General features: G+C 41.0%; 11 protein-coding genes and 1 pseudogene. 1 reads left to right on the top strand and 11 read right to left on the bottom strand.

All coding sequences use genetic code 11. From position 1 onward, the window contains the following. Positions 1-12 precede the first annotated feature (12 nt). Entirely contained in the window at positions 13-1416 is a 1404-nt protein-coding gene (gene pepV, locus ACG95_RS04535; RefSeq protein WP_047999370.1) for a dipeptidase PepV, read from the bottom strand. A 125-nt stretch (positions 1417-1541) separates the two neighbouring features. Between pepV and ACG95_RS04530 the strand changes: the two genes are divergently transcribed. Then, positions 1542-2381, top strand: coding sequence for an NAD(P)H-hydrate dehydratase (locus ACG95_RS04530; RefSeq protein ID WP_047999369.1), 840 nt, complete (start codon positions 1542-1544; stop codon positions 2379-2381). Positions 2382-2442: 61 nt separating this feature from the next. On the opposite strand, the gene ACG95_RS04525 is transcribed toward ACG95_RS04530, so the two are convergent. The 10 genes and pseudogenes from ACG95_RS04525 to ACG95_RS14575 form a co-directional block, all read right to left on the bottom strand. Further along, positions 2443-3183, bottom strand: coding sequence for a pseudouridine synthase (locus ACG95_RS04525; RefSeq protein WP_047999368.1), 741 nt, complete (start codon positions 3181-3183; stop codon positions 2443-2445). A gap of 7 nt (positions 3184-3190) precedes the next feature. Further along, positions 3191-4861, bottom strand: coding sequence for a putative polysaccharide biosynthesis protein (locus ACG95_RS04520; RefSeq protein ID WP_047999367.1), 1671 nt, complete (start codon positions 4859-4861; stop codon positions 3191-3193). Positions 4862-5098: 237 nt separating this feature from the next. Continuing rightward, positions 5099-6388: a hypothetical protein gene (locus tag ACG95_RS04515; RefSeq protein ID WP_047999366.1), complete on the bottom strand. Its 1290-nt coding sequence runs from the start codon at positions 6386-6388 to the stop codon at positions 5099-5101. Positions 6389-6576: 188 nt separating this feature from the next. Continuing rightward, complete coding sequence (locus tag ACG95_RS13945) at positions 6577-8364, bottom strand: CapA family protein (protein WP_053072672.1); 1788 nt, start codon at positions 8362-8364, stop codon at positions 6577-6579. A gap of 38 nt (positions 8365-8402) precedes the next feature. Continuing rightward, complete coding sequence (locus ACG95_RS04505; RefSeq protein ID WP_047999365.1) at positions 8403-9908, bottom strand: Mur ligase family protein; 1506 nt, start codon at positions 9906-9908, stop codon at positions 8403-8405. A gap of 309 nt (positions 9909-10217) precedes the next feature. Next, positions 10218-10415: a hypothetical protein gene (locus tag ACG95_RS04500; RefSeq protein WP_047999364.1), complete on the bottom strand. Its 198-nt coding sequence runs from the start codon at positions 10413-10415 to the stop codon at positions 10218-10220. 21 nt (positions 10416-10436) lie between these two features. Continuing rightward, positions 10437-11945: a glycosyltransferase family 4 protein gene (locus ACG95_RS04495; RefSeq protein ID WP_047999363.1), complete on the bottom strand. Its 1509-nt coding sequence runs from the start codon at positions 11943-11945 to the stop codon at positions 10437-10439. Positions 11946-11956: 11 nt separating this feature from the next. Further along, positions 11957-13462: a glycosyltransferase gene (locus ACG95_RS04490; RefSeq protein WP_047999362.1), complete on the bottom strand. Its 1506-nt coding sequence runs from the start codon at positions 13460-13462 to the stop codon at positions 11957-11959. 17 nt (positions 13463-13479) lie between these two features. Next, positions 13480-15114, bottom strand: coding sequence for a hypothetical protein (locus ACG95_RS04485; RefSeq protein ID WP_047999361.1), 1635 nt, complete (start codon positions 15112-15114; stop codon positions 13480-13482). A 140-nt stretch (positions 15115-15254) separates the two neighbouring features. Next, positions 15255-16002: pseudogene (locus ACG95_RS14575) on the bottom strand (hypothetical protein); the annotation flags it as partial.

Here is a 16002-nt window from a genome sequence, read left to right as displayed (position 1 = left end):
ATTTGACTGTCCTTACTTATCTTCTGCTAAAACTGCGATTGATTCGGCATAAATTGCCATTGAAGCCATCAATTGATCGATTGGTTGGAATTCATTCGCTTGATGCATCGTATCTTCGGTCTCTGGGAAGAGTGCACCGAATGCAACCCCACGTGCCATCATCCGACCATAAGTCCCACCACCAACGATTTGTGGTTGTGAAGCCGTGTCACCGGTTTGACGACGGTAAACATCCATTAAGTCCTTAACGATTGGATCTTCAGGATCAACGTAATGTGGCACCATGAAGTCGCCTTGGCTAACCGTAGCATTGGCTGGTAATTGTGCTTGAACCTTAGCCGTCAAATCAGCTGGTTCAATGCCCTTAGGATAACGGAAGTTAAGCGTTAAGTCACCACCCTTTTGATGATCGAAGCTGAGTAAGCCGACGTTCATCGTCAAGTCACCCATCACGTCATCCGTGTAAGCTAATGCTAATTGGTGTGCCCGTGAGTCGTCATGTAACTTGTGAGCAACGAAGTCTAAGAATGCAGCTGCATCATCTGCAAAGGCGTACTTAGTCAAGAACATTGCCAAGTAAGTCCCAGCATTGATCCCGTTACGAGGTTCCATACCGTGTGCAGCTTTACCAACAACTTCTAACTGAACGCCTTGATCAACGACCTTGAACTCACCAGTAACGGGTTGTTGGTCTAAGAAGGCCGTGAAGTCAGCAGCTAAAGCTTCGTTATCATCGGTTGTGACAATCGCAATCGCATCACGTGGGACCATGTTTTCACGTAAACCAGCATCGAATGACACTAAGTTAAAGTCACCGTTGTCTTGGTTGCCAAAGTGTAATTTCAAACTAACATTACCCTTTTCACCGTTGATCAATGGGAACATCGCGTCAGGTGAGAACCCTAACGTAGGCGCTGGTTCAACTTCAAAGTAACGTTTCATCCCTGTCCAGTTACTTTCTTCATCGGTACCAACAATGAAACGAATCTTCTTGTTGAGTTTTAAGCCTAATTCCTTAACGATTTTCAAGCCGTAGTAAGCAGCCATCCCAGGTCCCTTGTCATCAGAGACACCGCGGGCGTACATCTTACCGTCCTTGATGGTTGGTTCAAATGGATCAGTGTCCCAACCTTTACCGGCAGGCATTTCATCTACGTGAGCCAAAATGGCTAAGGTTTCGTCGCCTTCACCGTATTCAGCGTAACCAACTAAGTTATCGATGTTCTTAGTCTTGAAACCATCGCGTTCGGCGATAGCCAAGAAAGTCGTCAAGGCTTCCTTAGGACCAGGACCAAGTGGTGCATCGGCCGTTGCCTGACTGTCGTCACGAAAACTTGGCACCCGTAACATGGTGGTTAAATCTGCTAAGTAATCATCCTGATGCTTTGCTGCTTCATTTTTCCAATCAACTGACATTTAAAATTCCTCCCAGATATTATTACCTTAATTTTATCATAGCTGGCGCCAACTTAATAATCTGAAGTAACCGCTTTTAGAAAATGGTATACTCAAACTAAACTTATCTGAAAGCTGGTGAACCGATGCAGCCCATTACAACAACTATTATTGCCGACACCATTACTAAACGACCGGCAGAATCACACAAAGGCTCTTACGGTCGCGTCATGTTAATTGGCGGCAATCAACACTTCGGTGGCGCAATTATCATGGCCGCCACGGCCGCTACTTACAGCGGTGCTGGACTGGTAACCGTTGCAACTGATCCGGTTAATTTCACTAGTCTACATGCCCGACTACCAGAAGCTATGGTACTAGATTATCACGACACGACCTACTTACGCGAGCTATTAGCAGAAATGGATGTGATCGTGATTGGCCCCGGTCTGGGAACCGATGACGTGGCAGCGCAACTACTCTCAATCGTCTTAAGTGACGTTCAGCCTGAGCAACGTTTAGTTATTGATGGCTCGGCACTTACCCTACTAGCCAATCAGCCACAGTCCCTACCAGCCGTTCCCATCGTCGTCACGCCTCATCAGATGGAATGGCAACGCTTGAGTGGCATTCCAATCGCTGAGCAAACCCCGACTGCTAACCGACAAGCGCAACAACGACTAGGCGTTATCGCAGTCGTTAAAGCCCACCGAACCACTGTCTACACGGATCAACAAGTGTGGTTCAATCCGGGCGGTACCCCCGCGATGGCAACCGGTGGTATGGGTGACACCTTGGCCGGCATGATTGGTGGCTTTGTCGGCCAGTTTGCCGACTTCACGAACGCCATTTTAAGCGCCGTCTACCTGCACAGTGCGATTGCTGATGACTTGGCCGCAACGCGCTACGTCGTGTTACCGCACCAGATTAGTGTGGAGATTCCTAAGTATATGTATAAATTAAGCCAAGATCATTCGAGCAACTAAATAAAAGCTCTGGCAACTCATCCAAATGATGACTTACCAGAGCTTTTATTTTACATATTAATTATTCCGCAACCGGCTGCTCAGCATCCGCCTTCAAAGCCTGTAATTCATCGTCCGTCAACGCACGATAGTTACCTGCTAATAGACCGATTGGCAAGGCCAGTGAGCCAAACTTGATTCGTTTCAACTCAACGACCCGTTCACCAAGCGTGCCCACCATCCGTTTAACTTGGTGGTACTTACCTTCATGAATGGCAATCCGAATCGTCGTAAAGTTCTCAATTTCATGGAACGCCACTAATTCAGCTTCCGCTGGTTTTAACAAAGTGCCATCTTTGAGCGTGATGCCCGCATTAAACGTTGCTAGTTGCTCCGCCGTAATCTCACCGGTCACCTCTGCTTCATACAGCTTAGTAACGTGGTGTGCTGGTGACATCAAGGCGTGTGACAAGGCACCGTCATTGGTGATCACTAGGATCCCCTCAGTGTCCTTATCCAAACGACCGACTGGGAACAGATCGTCCCGAAAATCAGTCTTATTGAATAAGTCCATCACCGTTTTGGCCGATGAATCAGTCGTCGCAGTGATCACGCCCAATGGTTTATTCATGACGTAATAGAAATATTCTTGGTAACGGACCTGAACATCGTCCAAACAAACGACATCACTACCAGGATTGATCTGTTGCTTACCAGAAATAACGGGTTCACCGTTAGTCGTGATCTGACCATCCTTAATGAGACGCCGAACCTGGGTCCGCGTTCCAATTCGCATTGCGTGTAAAAATTTATCAATTCGCATAATTCACCTATTTAATTCGTAATTTTCGCCGTAAGCCCGCTGCTCGTGATCCAAGCAACGAGTCTGCCAAACGTGATCGTAGTGCAAGGTAACCATAGACTGCGCCACCTACTGCGACCGCTAAGATAACAATCAGGAACGACTGGGTCTTACTCTGTTCATTTAAAATCAAGTTGAGTAAGTAAACAACGGCCCGTGCTCCCACGTACGTTGCAATGGAATAAACCAAGATCCGATTGATTCTTGGTAGTAACTTCACGTACCGAATCCCAAAGTTCACTTCCAAGTCGTACATCGCCATGGCACTAGCAACTAACATCCCAATCGCCGTCGCAACCAATGGCCCCGCCGTTGAAAGAAAGTAGATACATGGCCACTGAACAATGATCTTCACCAGTAAACCAATTAAGTAATAACGAATAATGTCGCGATTTCGCGATAATCCCTGCATTAGCGCTGAGATAACCGTGAAGAAACCGAGTGTAATTGCCGTAAAGGCTGAAATTTGTAAAATTAAGGTTCCAATCTGATCATAACTGTAAAATAGCGTATTTAAAGGTTGGGCTACGGCAGCCATGCCTAGCGCACCAGGAATCATAATGAACAGAAACAATACGATTGAATCTTCTAATTGTTTCCGAATATTACGCATATTATGACTCGCTAACGATTCTGATAAGAGTGGCACGACCGTCACTGCAATAGCGGAAGCCAGCGAAACGATGATCATAACCAATTTGTTCGAATTAAACGCAAAGTACGCGTATAACGTATTAATCTGTTCGGTACTCAGATGATAAATCATCTTCATCATCGGCTGGAACGTCGCCTGATCTAACAAGCTAAATACCGTAATGGCCGTATCAATGACAATAAAAGGAATCGCTTGAATAATGATATCTTTGAATAACTGACCAATCGGAATGGCAATGTTGTTATTACTCTGTTCAGCTAACAGATTCAACTCTGAACGTTTTCGGTAATAATACCAACCGAGTAATAAGAAACTAGCAGCTGCACCGACAAACGCCGCAAACGTTGATTGGGTAATCGCGCCGACCCAGTCCCCGTTTTGCACCTTCATAATGAAGTAAGTGGCCCCAAGCATGTAGATTACCCGGAAGACTTGTTCAATAAATTGCGAAATGGCGGAAGGAGCCATCTCTTGGTATCCTTGGAAAAAGCCACGTGTCAGTGACATTGAAGGAATAATTACCAGCGCAATCGCTAACGCATGTAGAACGGGAATAACGTCAGGATCATACCCACCAAAGATGGTTGAAATAATCCCAGCACCAAACCACATGACTAGCGCACTGATAATCCCAAACGCCGACGTTAGTAGTAGGCCACGTTTGAACACCCGCTGCCCAACCGCATACTCGTTAACCGCGTTATATTCCGAAATCTGCTTAGAGATGGCGGAAGGAATCCCACCAATCGCAACTAACAGGAAGAAGCTATAAATATTGTAGCCCTTAGCGTATAACGCATTACCCTGCGCATAGTTAGCACCCATCCACAGTCCCCACGGAATAATATAAATCACTCCGAGCACTCGTGAGAAGAGACTACCCGCCGTCATCCAAGCTGATCCACGGACCATCTTCTGATGTGCTTCGGCTTCAGAATTAACGTGCATTCCCTGCGGCTGATTAGCCTTTGGTTCCTCAGACATGTTCGTAACCTACTTTCTTAATTCAATCCTAACTATTTTAGATGAAAAAGCGCTAAGTTGCAATTCAATTCCGGGCTTATCCCAGAGTTTAACTGAACTTTAATGATGATTCGAACAGTTTTATTAAGTAATTCGTCGAACTTAGTGAACTTTAAAGTGAACTTTAAATAGTTAAAAACACTTGTGAATATACAAAAAATGCTGCTAATCACTTAGCAACACCCTTTTCTCAAACTATTAATCGCTCGTTAAGGCATTACCATCTTCATCTAAAGTAAAGTCACCAGTTGAAGATAATCCATTCACGGATAAGACCTTTTCAAATTTAGTCTTATCTGAATTCGTCAAGACATACTTATTCTCGATGTATTGCAGGAATTCGCTTAATGACTGAGCCTTTGATTGCATCATTTCAGCGTAAATAACGCCAAAATTGATCTTATCAATCTGTTTCTCGGTTAACGTGTCATCATCTAGATAGCGTTCAGTTACATAAAAGTTTTCATCTTCACCATTAGAATTAACATCAAGCAAATCATATAAAACCTGTTCAACCGTCATATTTGTTGATTTTCCAAATAAACGGTTAACGCCGTTCAAACTATCCGTTTGTACTTTAGTATCAGTACTACTCATATCGTAGTCATAACGGAACATATCTCCAGCAAACAATGCCAGACCTTCCTTATAGCTCACTTTAAAATTAGTATTGTACCCATAATGTGACGTATATGATCCACTTGGTAAGTTGGCTGTTCTATATAAGTTCCAATGCGTCCATTCATGCATGACATTAGCCATCAAATAACTATCTGTAAATGAACTCAAACTTGTGCGATCAGCTAACACAATGTCTGGTGTCCCACTGCCATCATGACCATTGCGATAAAATGCATTACTTTCATTTAAATGATAGCCACGCTCATAGTAAATATTGATTGGTTCATTTTCAAACGTTGAAATTCCAGAAAGATGCTCGTGTGCCTCATCAATTGCACTAGTCAATTCATTAACAGATTGAACATAGTAATTATTAATTCGCGTCGCCATATAATTGGTAGCATACAAATCATCATTACCGACAGCCCCGAATTTTGAACTAGTGGTATAGTCAATCGTATTATTACTTGGTATCGATCTAGCATACGTAAACTGATATTTTCTCCCAGTTGACCTTAAAACATAACCTCTTTCAGCAGTACCTAATGTATAGTTAAACTTGATAATTGAAACATCACTTGGTACGTCTACGGTCACATCAGTAATTGCCCCATTCGCATCCGTTTCTCCAGTTGCTACTTTGACCGAATTTCCATTTGCATCGGCATACGTAATCGTATAGTCACTATCCGGCATTGCTACCGCTTGGTCTGCATCATCATAATAAACACTCATTTTTAGACTCTTAATTGTCACAGTCCGTGTATCGTCGGCATGACTATTAGTTGCTAAATTAAATAACATCCCAGCGGTTACAAATATTGCTAATAAACTTCCCAATACTAACTTTAATCTATGCTTTTTCATTTTATAATAACTCCCTGTTATCTTTTAATAACTCGTAAAAATGTACTTACTTGATTGTCGAAGTGCACGCTAATAATCTAAGTTTAACTACAAAGTCTAAACGATTGAAATCCCAAATCATTCAGATCTCTAAACTAGAATTGACAGCAGCTCATCTTTTATCCCGCTCTTGTTTATTCCTGATTATATTAATTAAGTTCAAACTGTAGCAATTGTTTGTTTTCAATTATTTTACAACTGTCTAATGGACTCCCCTGTGACTTCAATCTATCTAATACAACACCAAACTCCTTTTGATCTACAAAACGACTTTGATATTTAGTTTCTTTATTAACTGTATTCAACAATCGTAAGTTTAATATCACTTTTTCCTTTACGATTTCAATTTCAATAACGCCGCCAAAAGGGATCGCATCTGGATGCTGTTCAAAAGTACCATTAAAGTTAAAAACTGCATTTCCTAACCCATAAAATACAAGCTTTCCTTTAATAATTTCAAACGATTGTAACGCATGTGATCCATGTCCGACAATCAAATCCGCACCGGCGTCAATCAATTGACTAGCCAACATTCTTTGATAAGAAGAAACATTTTGAAAGTCACCACCCCAATGTGGCGAAACTATAATTTTATTTTGAGGATATTTTTGCCGTTCTCTCGAAATTTTTTCTTTTAACATCATTGTTAACGGAGAAACACCTGCTTTACTTATTCCCGCATAAAATTCATAGTCACGATAGTTAACACTTCGATACCAATATGCATTAAACAGCGTAATAGTCTGTTTCCCAATCTTAATGCGAATAGGATTGGTAGCCTGATCAATATCCCTCCCTGCACCAATGTGTGATACACCATTATTTGATAGATAATGTAAAGAGCTGAGCACGCCCTTTTCACCATAATCAGCCCCATGATTATTTGCAAGTAATGCCAAATTTAAATTTGCATTTTTTAAAGCCCTTATTGTTTCTTTCGGTTTACTTCCTAACACAAAAGTTTTTAATTGCCAAAGACGGGAATCTTGTAAATCATCGACTAGTGCTGATTCCATATTAAATATATTTACATTCCTAGTTTTAAAATAGTCTACTAATTTCTCAAATGAATAATCATAGTCGGCATCAACTAAAGGATCCCATAATTTTTTTTGTTCTCGCCTTTCACTATAGAACTCTCCTAAATACACATCTCCCATAATAGTCAGCCCAGCATCGTTACCACGAACTTTAAGGCTCTCAATACTATAATTAGATGCTTTCTTTAAATTTGGCATTAATTCTTTATTATCGATTAGAGCAGTTAAACTCATATCTCGATCAAATCCTGAGTTTGCACCTACAATTATATATAAGTAATCATTATCAAACGCAAATGCATCTCCATGATTAGGCCCAAAGAAATATCCACCAAGTAATTTATTTTGTCTTAATAACATTGTTTGGTTAGTATAGTATACATTGTTTTTTACAATATCAGAGGTGTGCAACAAATCGCGTACAGGTACTGACAAGTTTAAAAACATTTCTCCAAAATAGTGTAGTTTTCCAACGTCATAATTCTGCGGAACTCCCACTCTAACATGGCCAGTTTGATTTATTAGTGAAGATTCTAATTGATTATAGTATTCAAAATCATGATAGAAATCGGCTACTTTTTTACGTCTTTTCTCTCTTATCAACTTGCAAATTGCAAGTGCAACTACAGGATCCGAGGTCACTAACATTAAATTAAGTAACATTTGTGTATCGACAGTTTCGTTACGCTTAAAATATTTTTCTTTTTTATCATATTGATTCACGAACTTTTCATCTAATAACGTCGTATCTGAAAATAAAATTTTACGCGTACCAATCAATTTCAACAAAACTAATAGTGTCCCAACATTTCCTAGTCCATAATGTTGTTGCTCATTATCCGTTCCAATTTTTTTCACTAATTTACCATTATCTAATCTGTACTTTTTAGCTTCCATTGCGGTCTTCCTTATATCAAATTTATTAATCTAACTTTTTAAGATATGGTTTTAGCCGGCTGCTTTAAAAGTTTAGGCGTTAATTTCCACAAATCCGAACCATATTTCCAATGCTGCCCTTTCACTATAATCAATGAATCTGTTGGTAAGTTTTCAATATACTTTTCAATCGATTTCATATCTGGATAATAAATTGCCTCACTGATTTTCCCATTTAAACTGTCAATTAACGGTTTAATGGTTCTATCCCGATATCCAATAACTATATCGATTTCACTTTCTAAAATTTTATCTTGATAACTAAGATTAAGCTGTTCTGCTTGTTTTTCAGTAATGTCATCCCCAGTTTCCAAGACTAGTACCTTCAATCCTTTATAAAATTTCCCTTTTTTCTTAAAAATAGATAAAACATTTTCTACCGAATATTTTGTAGAATTATAAGTATCATCAACTAATGTCACTTGTCCAGTTGGCGTCTTCAAATTGTGGAATGTCAATTCACGATTTAATGGTTTAAACTTAGAAAATGCCATTGTTAAATCCGGCAACTTCAACCCTTGAGCTTTGTAAGCTAAACAAGCAGCCAAAAGATCTATTACTGATCCATCACCAGGAATAGTCATTTTTACAGTTTTAATCTCATCTAACACTCTAATTTTCACTTCAGAATATTTTCGATACTCCGTTTGCTCCATCACGTATGCGTCCGCATGTTGATCCTTTTGACTAAAAGTATAAACATGTGCAACCTTTTTAGATGCGACCTGCTGTAAATATTTAAAAATACGTGGTTCCATATCGTAATTCAATATGGCTTGGACATTGGGATTCATATTCATAAATATATGAGCCTTTCTTCGTGCCACGTCTAACTGTGGATCACTAATATTAGTTCGCTGCCCTGCATGTGCACCTCCAATTTGTGTAATCACTGCAGTATCAGCATTAAACAAAGTTGAAATAGGACCATTATTAGCATCCACTGTATTAAGAGTTCCAATTGAAAGCTCTGCTACCATTGCATCAGGTACCTTCAACAAAGACGTTAATAAGTGCGGTAATACGTGCCTTGCATTTTCATTTCCCAAATTAGTGATTACCTCGTGATTGCTGGCTTTTATTAATTGCGCCACCATTAATCGAGTTGTTGTCTTGCCAACCGAACCAGTCACAGTAATCATTGAGCCAACAAATCGCTGACGAATATATCCAGCTACTTCTTTATAAAACTCCCATGTATCGGGTACAATAAATTGTAGAATTTCATCTGGAAGATCTTTAATTGGTGCCTCTAATACAACAAGCCTTATTCCTTTTTGGCCTTGCACCCATGTTTTTAGATCAAAATTATCCGGTAACAAACGGGCATGCATTCGAGCACGATGTGTATTATTTAAATCAATAAAAGCACCATTTTCAACTGTACTAATGTGCTCAAAATGCATGCCAGGTTTATGTCCAAAATAGTCTATCGACCAATCGGTATCAATCTCATTATAAAAGTTGCCTGTTAAATGTTTAAAATCATTACTATCTAAACGCATATTATAAAACCTACTTTCTAAGACAAGGATTTTTATCAAAAATATGGGTTACTCTTTTGTGAACAGTTATTACGTGTAACATCGTCATTCAAAGAAGAAAAATCTATAGTTTTGCTACCTGAATTTATTTATACAAAAAACATTTATATTTTATTACTATGGATGTTTTTTCAAAAAGAACGCCTAACTCTATCGAGTCAGGCGTTCTAAGCAATCTTTAGCTGACACATCCACAACTTCGTTAAATAGGTTTTATAATAATAACTATTCCCAGTTATCATCAACGGTCTCACTTTTATCTACCTTATCCTATTTTTCCCAAGGATATTTTCCATTTTCATCTTTTGGTGTATTTCGCATCATTTTTTTAGTACCTTCATCCATCTCTTTACGCGTCTTCTTGCGATTGCGATGACGAATATAGAGCACTAGTCCACCTAAGACAATATAGATGACTAGTCGAATTCCCATCTTCAATGAGTAATAAATTGATGCCCCTAATATCATGATAGCCCTCCTTGATTACTTTTACTTTTCAAAGTAGTCAATCAATCCTTGCCACTTCTCAAAAACGGCATCTTCCGAATAACGTTTGGCATTTTTGTAAGCACCAGCGCTGTATTTGGCTAACTTATCTTGGTCTTTCAATAACGTCAGCATCGCATCAGCTAAGCCTTTTACGTCACCATCAGTCGTTAAAATCCCACTCTTATGATCTTGAATAATATCACTTGGACCATATTTAACGTCATTAGCAACCATTGGCAGCCCATGTGCTTGTGCTTCTAGTAGCATCAATGAAAAACCTTCAGCTCGACTCGGTAATAGCCCAATCTGCGCACGATTATAGACGCCGTTAACGTCATTAGTGTAGCCCTTAAAGAGCACGACATCTTCTAGATGCGCTGCTTTCACTTGTTCACGTAATTGCTTCTCAATATCGCCATTCGCATAACCCCAGAATTCTAACTGGGCATCTGGGAAGTCGTGATGTACTTTTTTGAAAGCTTCAATGGCATGATCCTGTTGCTTTTCAGGTGCTAACCGAGCTACTTGAACAACTAAATGCTTTTGTCGTTTCTTGAAGTCTACCGCAGCCGTTGCCAAGGTATCATCCGTCACATAACCAACAGGAATCGTAAAGGCTGGAATCGACTTGCCATAACGAGCTTCAACATCGGCACTTTGTTCAGGGGTCGCTGAAATAACTGCGTCCCATAAGTTCCAGTTGTTCAAGGCATTCGCATAATTATTGTTCAACGTTGAATGCAAGACGTCATTACCATCACTGACATGGTTATTGTGTAAATGTAAGACTTTCTTTGCTGGCGTAAGCATGTTGAATAGGCCCCAAGCACATTCAACCGTTCGATCACAAATAAACACATTATTTTCGTCATTAGCATTCAATTCATCATAGAAGAATCGGGTCATTTCATTCATACCATTAAAAGTACGATTCTGGCCCTTATAATTAATCACGCGCCAAGTTAAGCGTTCTTGACCAACATGATTCAGTAGATGCAACTTTTCAATGTGAATCTGACCATCAGGGCCGAAGTAAGACTCTTGCGTAATCTTACCGTCCCAATCGAAAAGTTGTTCCAGACACTTGAAACCCCGGGTATCCCACCAGACCATCTTCAGCGTCTTTCCATTCACATCAAAATATTGCACATTGCTAATATTGTCCGTATCGTCACGCAAGTAAATAATCATCAACAACTTACCTTGTTGCATGACTTGAACTTGCTTATCTTTGCGTGTCTTAATTGCATTGGCCGGCACTTGGAAATCAGCCAACGTAAAGGTCCGCCGCGGTACCGTCATCGCACCATTGAAGAAGTCGAACAGATTAATGAAGTCGCCTTCTGCAATCTTGGCTTGATCAAGAACATCATGTAAGTTCATGGCAAACATCCGCGTCACAATCTTTGAGGACACATGATGCTTGTTGAATAAATTCAACCGATTAATTTCAGCATGTTCAATCCCTGACTTCGAGAATTGCATATTATCATTTAAAAAGTAATACATCGAACCGCCTCCTATAATCCTAGTAATTGTTGCCAACGGTGCCAAACTTTCAATTCGGTTTGGTCCGTATGCAACTTGTTGTATGCTGCTTCACTAAACGCTGTCAATTGCTTGGTATTCGTCAGCAGTTCACAGATATGGTCGCGCAACCCAATCTGATTACCAGGATCAACGATATACCCATCTTTCCCATCATTAATAAAGTCACGTGGACCATAATTAAAGCGATAACTGATAACCGGAATACCATGACTCATGGCTTCTGGCATTGCCATTGGACCACCATCAACCAAATCAGTGTTGATTAAGAGTTGGTAATCATCGTAACGATTTTCTAAATCAGGATGATAGTCCAAGAAATGGATATTCTCCACTAGGTTCAGCTCTTTAACCAAGTCTTGCATTTCCTTCACGTAATCATCGGCGCCATAGCCATAAAAGTCACACTGAACATTTGGGACTTGTTGTTTTACTAAAGCCACCGTCCGAATAATATGATCAATTTGCCGATCAGCCGACAAGCGGCCAACGACTAGTAAGTGTTTTGGCCGTTCCGTAATTGGGCGTAACTTGCTTTGTGACTTTGGCTTCGTCGTCACAGCTGGAATCACCGTGACTTTAGCATTTGGTAAGCGAGTCCGTAAGTGTTGCGCTTGGCTTTCAGTTGACGTCACAAAACCGTCAAAGTGGGCCACGTTGTCGAATGCCGGTAATAAGAAACCGTCTAATGGGGCATGTAACGGATCGTTTAAATCTTTTGCATGATAGATTGGCACCGTGATGTACTTGTGCGCATCATCAGTTAAGGCCAACAATGGCTTAACCCCAGTCCCCGGACGATCACTGATAAAGGTAACCCGTTCGGCACTTCGATGGCTGAGTTCGGCAATAAAGAAGTCAAATAAGTCGTCCGTGTTTTGGAAGAAGCGTTCAGCCATCCCTTCATAGCCGTGTAGGATAATCCGTGACGCTAAGGGATTGCCATTGGTGTCAGGCACAAAGAATTGTTCTAACACCGTCTCACCAGTTGGCGTATAGTAGCGTTCTTGCGCTAACTTACCGTTTTGGCCGAAGAATTGGGTGCTAGACTTAAAGCCTCGCCAGTCCCATAAGTCGGTCGATAAGCGATTCCCTTGGTTGTCTAAGTATTCACGATAAAAGACACGACCGATTGTACCCGGAATAAAGCCGATATTTTCCACCAAGTCATCACCATTGAAGACCTTGCTAAAATTCGCGCCTACTTCAACTGCATATTCCACAGGCAGATTTAAATCATCAGCATGCATCACTTTGGTAGGCATCTCAGTGGTTCCTTGGAAATAGTCAAACATGTTCAAGACTTCGTCGTTGTCGACACCGAATCTTCCAATCGTCTGATGTAACAATCGATCGTACATCTTCGTCACAATCTTGGCTGGTGTTTTTTGCTTATTGAACAGCTTGACCCGCTTCATGGCGGCGTGTTCAACACTGGAGTTTTTTCCTAAAATATATTCGTTAATAAAATAAAACATAATCTCACCCTTTCCGTTTAGTCCTGACCATAAGTATAGTTATAATAATTAACTAACCCTGACAAGAAGTGCTCGCAATCATCGATGCGTGTTCGGAAGTTATCATGCCGGGCATAGAAGCCACCGATGAATTTTTCTGGTCGGTAGAAATACATCGCAATTTCTGGCAAGAAACTTCCTGTTGTGATCTCATATTCTGCCCGTTGCCGTAACACTTGGCGTAACGCGTTCAAATCATAGGGTTCTAATAAATCTTCATTACCCGACGCCTTAATCATATCTGTCATCTTCACAGCAGCATCAACTAGTTCCAATAAAGTTGGGTAAGTGGTATCCCGTTCCGAGATGAACTTCATATGAATGAAGACATTCTTTAAACCGAGCTTCATATACTCACGATTATCTGGGAACACTAGTAACGCTTCATTAATTGCATATGAGATCCAGTGATCATGATACTTACCGTAGTCGTTTTCAACCATGTAATCCAAGATCCCCTTTACATAGTCCATCACAGCCGGATCATGGTTTAGTTCATACAACCGCGATAACCCAAAGGCGACTTCCCCTTCATAATAGATTGTCCGATAGGCAGCCTTTAAGGTTAAGTCCGTGTTCAACACGTGATTAAGCTTGCCAGAGGCTTCACGGAAGTACGGCACACCATTGAAAGCCTTCATTAGATATGGCATAAAGGTCTCATCTTTTGTCACTTCTTGATATTTACTCAACGTCAACATCAGTAAGGCTTGTCCACCCAATTTCAATTCGTCGTTATCATTAATAAAAACGGCGCCTTCGCGTTCAATGGTGGCATTATCTAAGCCCCATTGAATCGCTTTTTTGACGCGAGCAAAATCTGCGGTCCGCCCCGTAAATGGAATAGCTTCCAATAAAGCATAGAGTGATGAGAAATGCCGCACAGAATTATAACTCGATAAAACCTTTTGTAATGCGGGATAGTAACCGTAGACAAACTTGCCATCTTCTTTGATTTGGTTGACTAAGAACCTTTCACCTTCACCAATATAGTTAGCAATCTCGGTCTTCGGATCAGTCAAAATCCGAATGCCTTTGCTAGTATCCTCTTTTGTTGATATTTCCCAGACCTGTTGTCCATCAGTGAAAATCCCAGACGTTGTAAAGGTCCAGACATAGTCGGTCTTTTGAATGTCAACCGGCAATTTACCACGTTGTCGTTCTAAATATGGTACTAAGCGGTCATAATCCACCCATGAACCGGAACGTGTCTTTCCAATTTTGTGATCTTTACTTGGCCGAAAGAAGGCTTGACCATTGATTTCCATCTCAAGAATCGCGGTCTTAAAATCAGCATCGAAGCTAACGCCCATTCGCCAATAGTTCATTCGAAATGTTGCGGCCAACTCTTTTTCAAATTGTGCTCGAGGTAAGCGCTTGGCTGATTGAACACTCTCTAAGCGTACCCAACTAGTAGCCGGAATCTTTACAAGCCGCTGAGCCACTACGTCCCAGGCTGCAGCAAAGCTTTCACGGCGAATGAATTCAACGTGAGCTCGATGTTTGTGATCAGAAATTGACAACGCTAATGTCACCGTCTTAGTGCTGTAGTCGACTAAGTTTCCAGACGCGATAAGTGCTTTTTTCAGTTGTTTGACAATGGTCTTCTGCATGTTAAACCCTCATTCTATCTATATTTATTATTCTATGTAAATCAAAATGGGCAGCTTCACCCATTTTGATTCTATTTATTACTTCAATTTTATTCTTAATATGTGGTGAAAATTAAACAAACCAACTTGGTTTTTGTGAATTAATTTTGATCATCATCATCTTTCCGACGACGTTTGCCAGCTACCAAGTACCAGCCACCAAGACCAAGTGCGGCCAAGGCTGCTAAGGTGCTACCGAAGATTGTTGTTGCAGTGTCATTACCATCAACCGCATCCCCCTTGCTGGACTTCTTCTTGTTCGTACTTGAATCTGTCGAAGTATTGATTGAATCACCGTCATTTGAACTGCTCTTAGTCTTCTTCTTAGAATCAGAAGACTTCGATGAACTGTCCGCCGTTGAGCCAGTGTCGCTATCAGTACTTTGGCTAGCAGCCGCAGCTAAGGTTGCCGCTGAAGTTGTGCCAGTCGTATTTACACTAGCAGCTACCGCTGGAGCACTTGCTGAACTGGCCGTTGCAGCAGCTACATTCAAGTTAGCAGCAGCCGCTGTAGCCATCGTTGCTGATGTTGCTGCAGCACTTGCGACTGTAGCTGTTGAGTAGCCACTGTTGTCAGTTCCTGAACCTGTGTTTGATCCAGAACCATTACTTGAATCAGTATTGGTGTTGGTATCCGTGTCCGTATCAGTATCGGTATCAGTATCGGTGTCAGTATCCGTGTCGGTATCAGTATCCGTATCAGTATCTGTATCGGTATCCGTATCGGTGTCAGTATCTGAGTCGGTGTCGGTGTCGGTATCCGTATCCGTATCAGTATCGGTATCGGTATCGGTGTCGGTGTCGGTGTCCGTATCGGTGTCAGTATCCGTGTCAGTATCTGAGTCGGTA

Origin of the sequence: Lactiplantibacillus herbarum, from assembly GCF_001039045.1 — a bacterium.
GTDB lineage: Bacteria > Bacillota > Bacilli > Lactobacillales > Lactobacillaceae > Lactiplantibacillus > Lactiplantibacillus herbarum.
Note: the sequence above shows the minus strand (reverse complement) of the source record. Positions and strands in the feature narration are given on the sequence as shown.

What these genes read in the sequence shown, in the direction of transcription:
- ACG95_RS04520 (WP_047999367.1), bottom strand. Translation starts at nt 4,861, where the DNA reads ATGTCTGAGGAACCAAAGGCTAATCAGCCGCAGGGAATGCACGTTAAT.
- ACG95_RS04525 (WP_047999368.1), bottom strand. Translation starts at nt 3,183, where the DNA reads ATGCGAATTGATAAATTTTTACACGCAATGCGAATTGGAACGCGGACC.
- ACG95_RS04495 (WP_047999363.1), bottom strand. Translation starts at nt 11,945, where the DNA reads ATGTATTACTTTTTAAATGATAATATGCAATTCTCGAAGTCAGGGATT.
- ACG95_RS04530 (WP_047999369.1), top strand. Translation starts at nt 1,542, where the DNA reads ATGCAGCCCATTACAACAACTATTATTGCCGACACCATTACTAAACGA.
- ACG95_RS04515 (WP_047999366.1), bottom strand. Translation starts at nt 6,388, where the DNA reads ATGAAAAAGCATAGATTAAAGTTAGTATTGGGAAGTTTATTAGCAATA.
- ACG95_RS13945 (WP_053072672.1), bottom strand. Translation starts at nt 8,364, where the DNA reads ATGGAAGCTAAAAAGTACAGATTAGATAATGGTAAATTAGTGAAAAAA.
- ACG95_RS04490 (WP_047999362.1), bottom strand. Translation starts at nt 13,462, where the DNA reads ATGTTTTATTTTATTAACGAATATATTTTAGGAAAAAACTCCAGTGTT.
- pepV (WP_047999370.1), bottom strand. Translation starts at nt 1,416, where the DNA reads ATGTCAGTTGATTGGAAAAATGAAGCAGCAAAGCATCAGGATGATTAC.
- ACG95_RS04485 (WP_047999361.1), bottom strand. Translation starts at nt 15,114, where the DNA reads ATGCAGAAGACCATTGTCAAACAACTGAAAAAAGCACTTATCGCGTCT.
- ACG95_RS04500 (WP_047999364.1), bottom strand. Translation starts at nt 10,415, where the DNA reads ATGATATTAGGGGCATCAATTTATTACTCATTGAAGATGGGAATTCGA.
- ACG95_RS04505 (WP_047999365.1), bottom strand. Translation starts at nt 9,908, where the DNA reads ATGCGTTTAGATAGTAATGATTTTAAACATTTAACAGGCAACTTTTAT.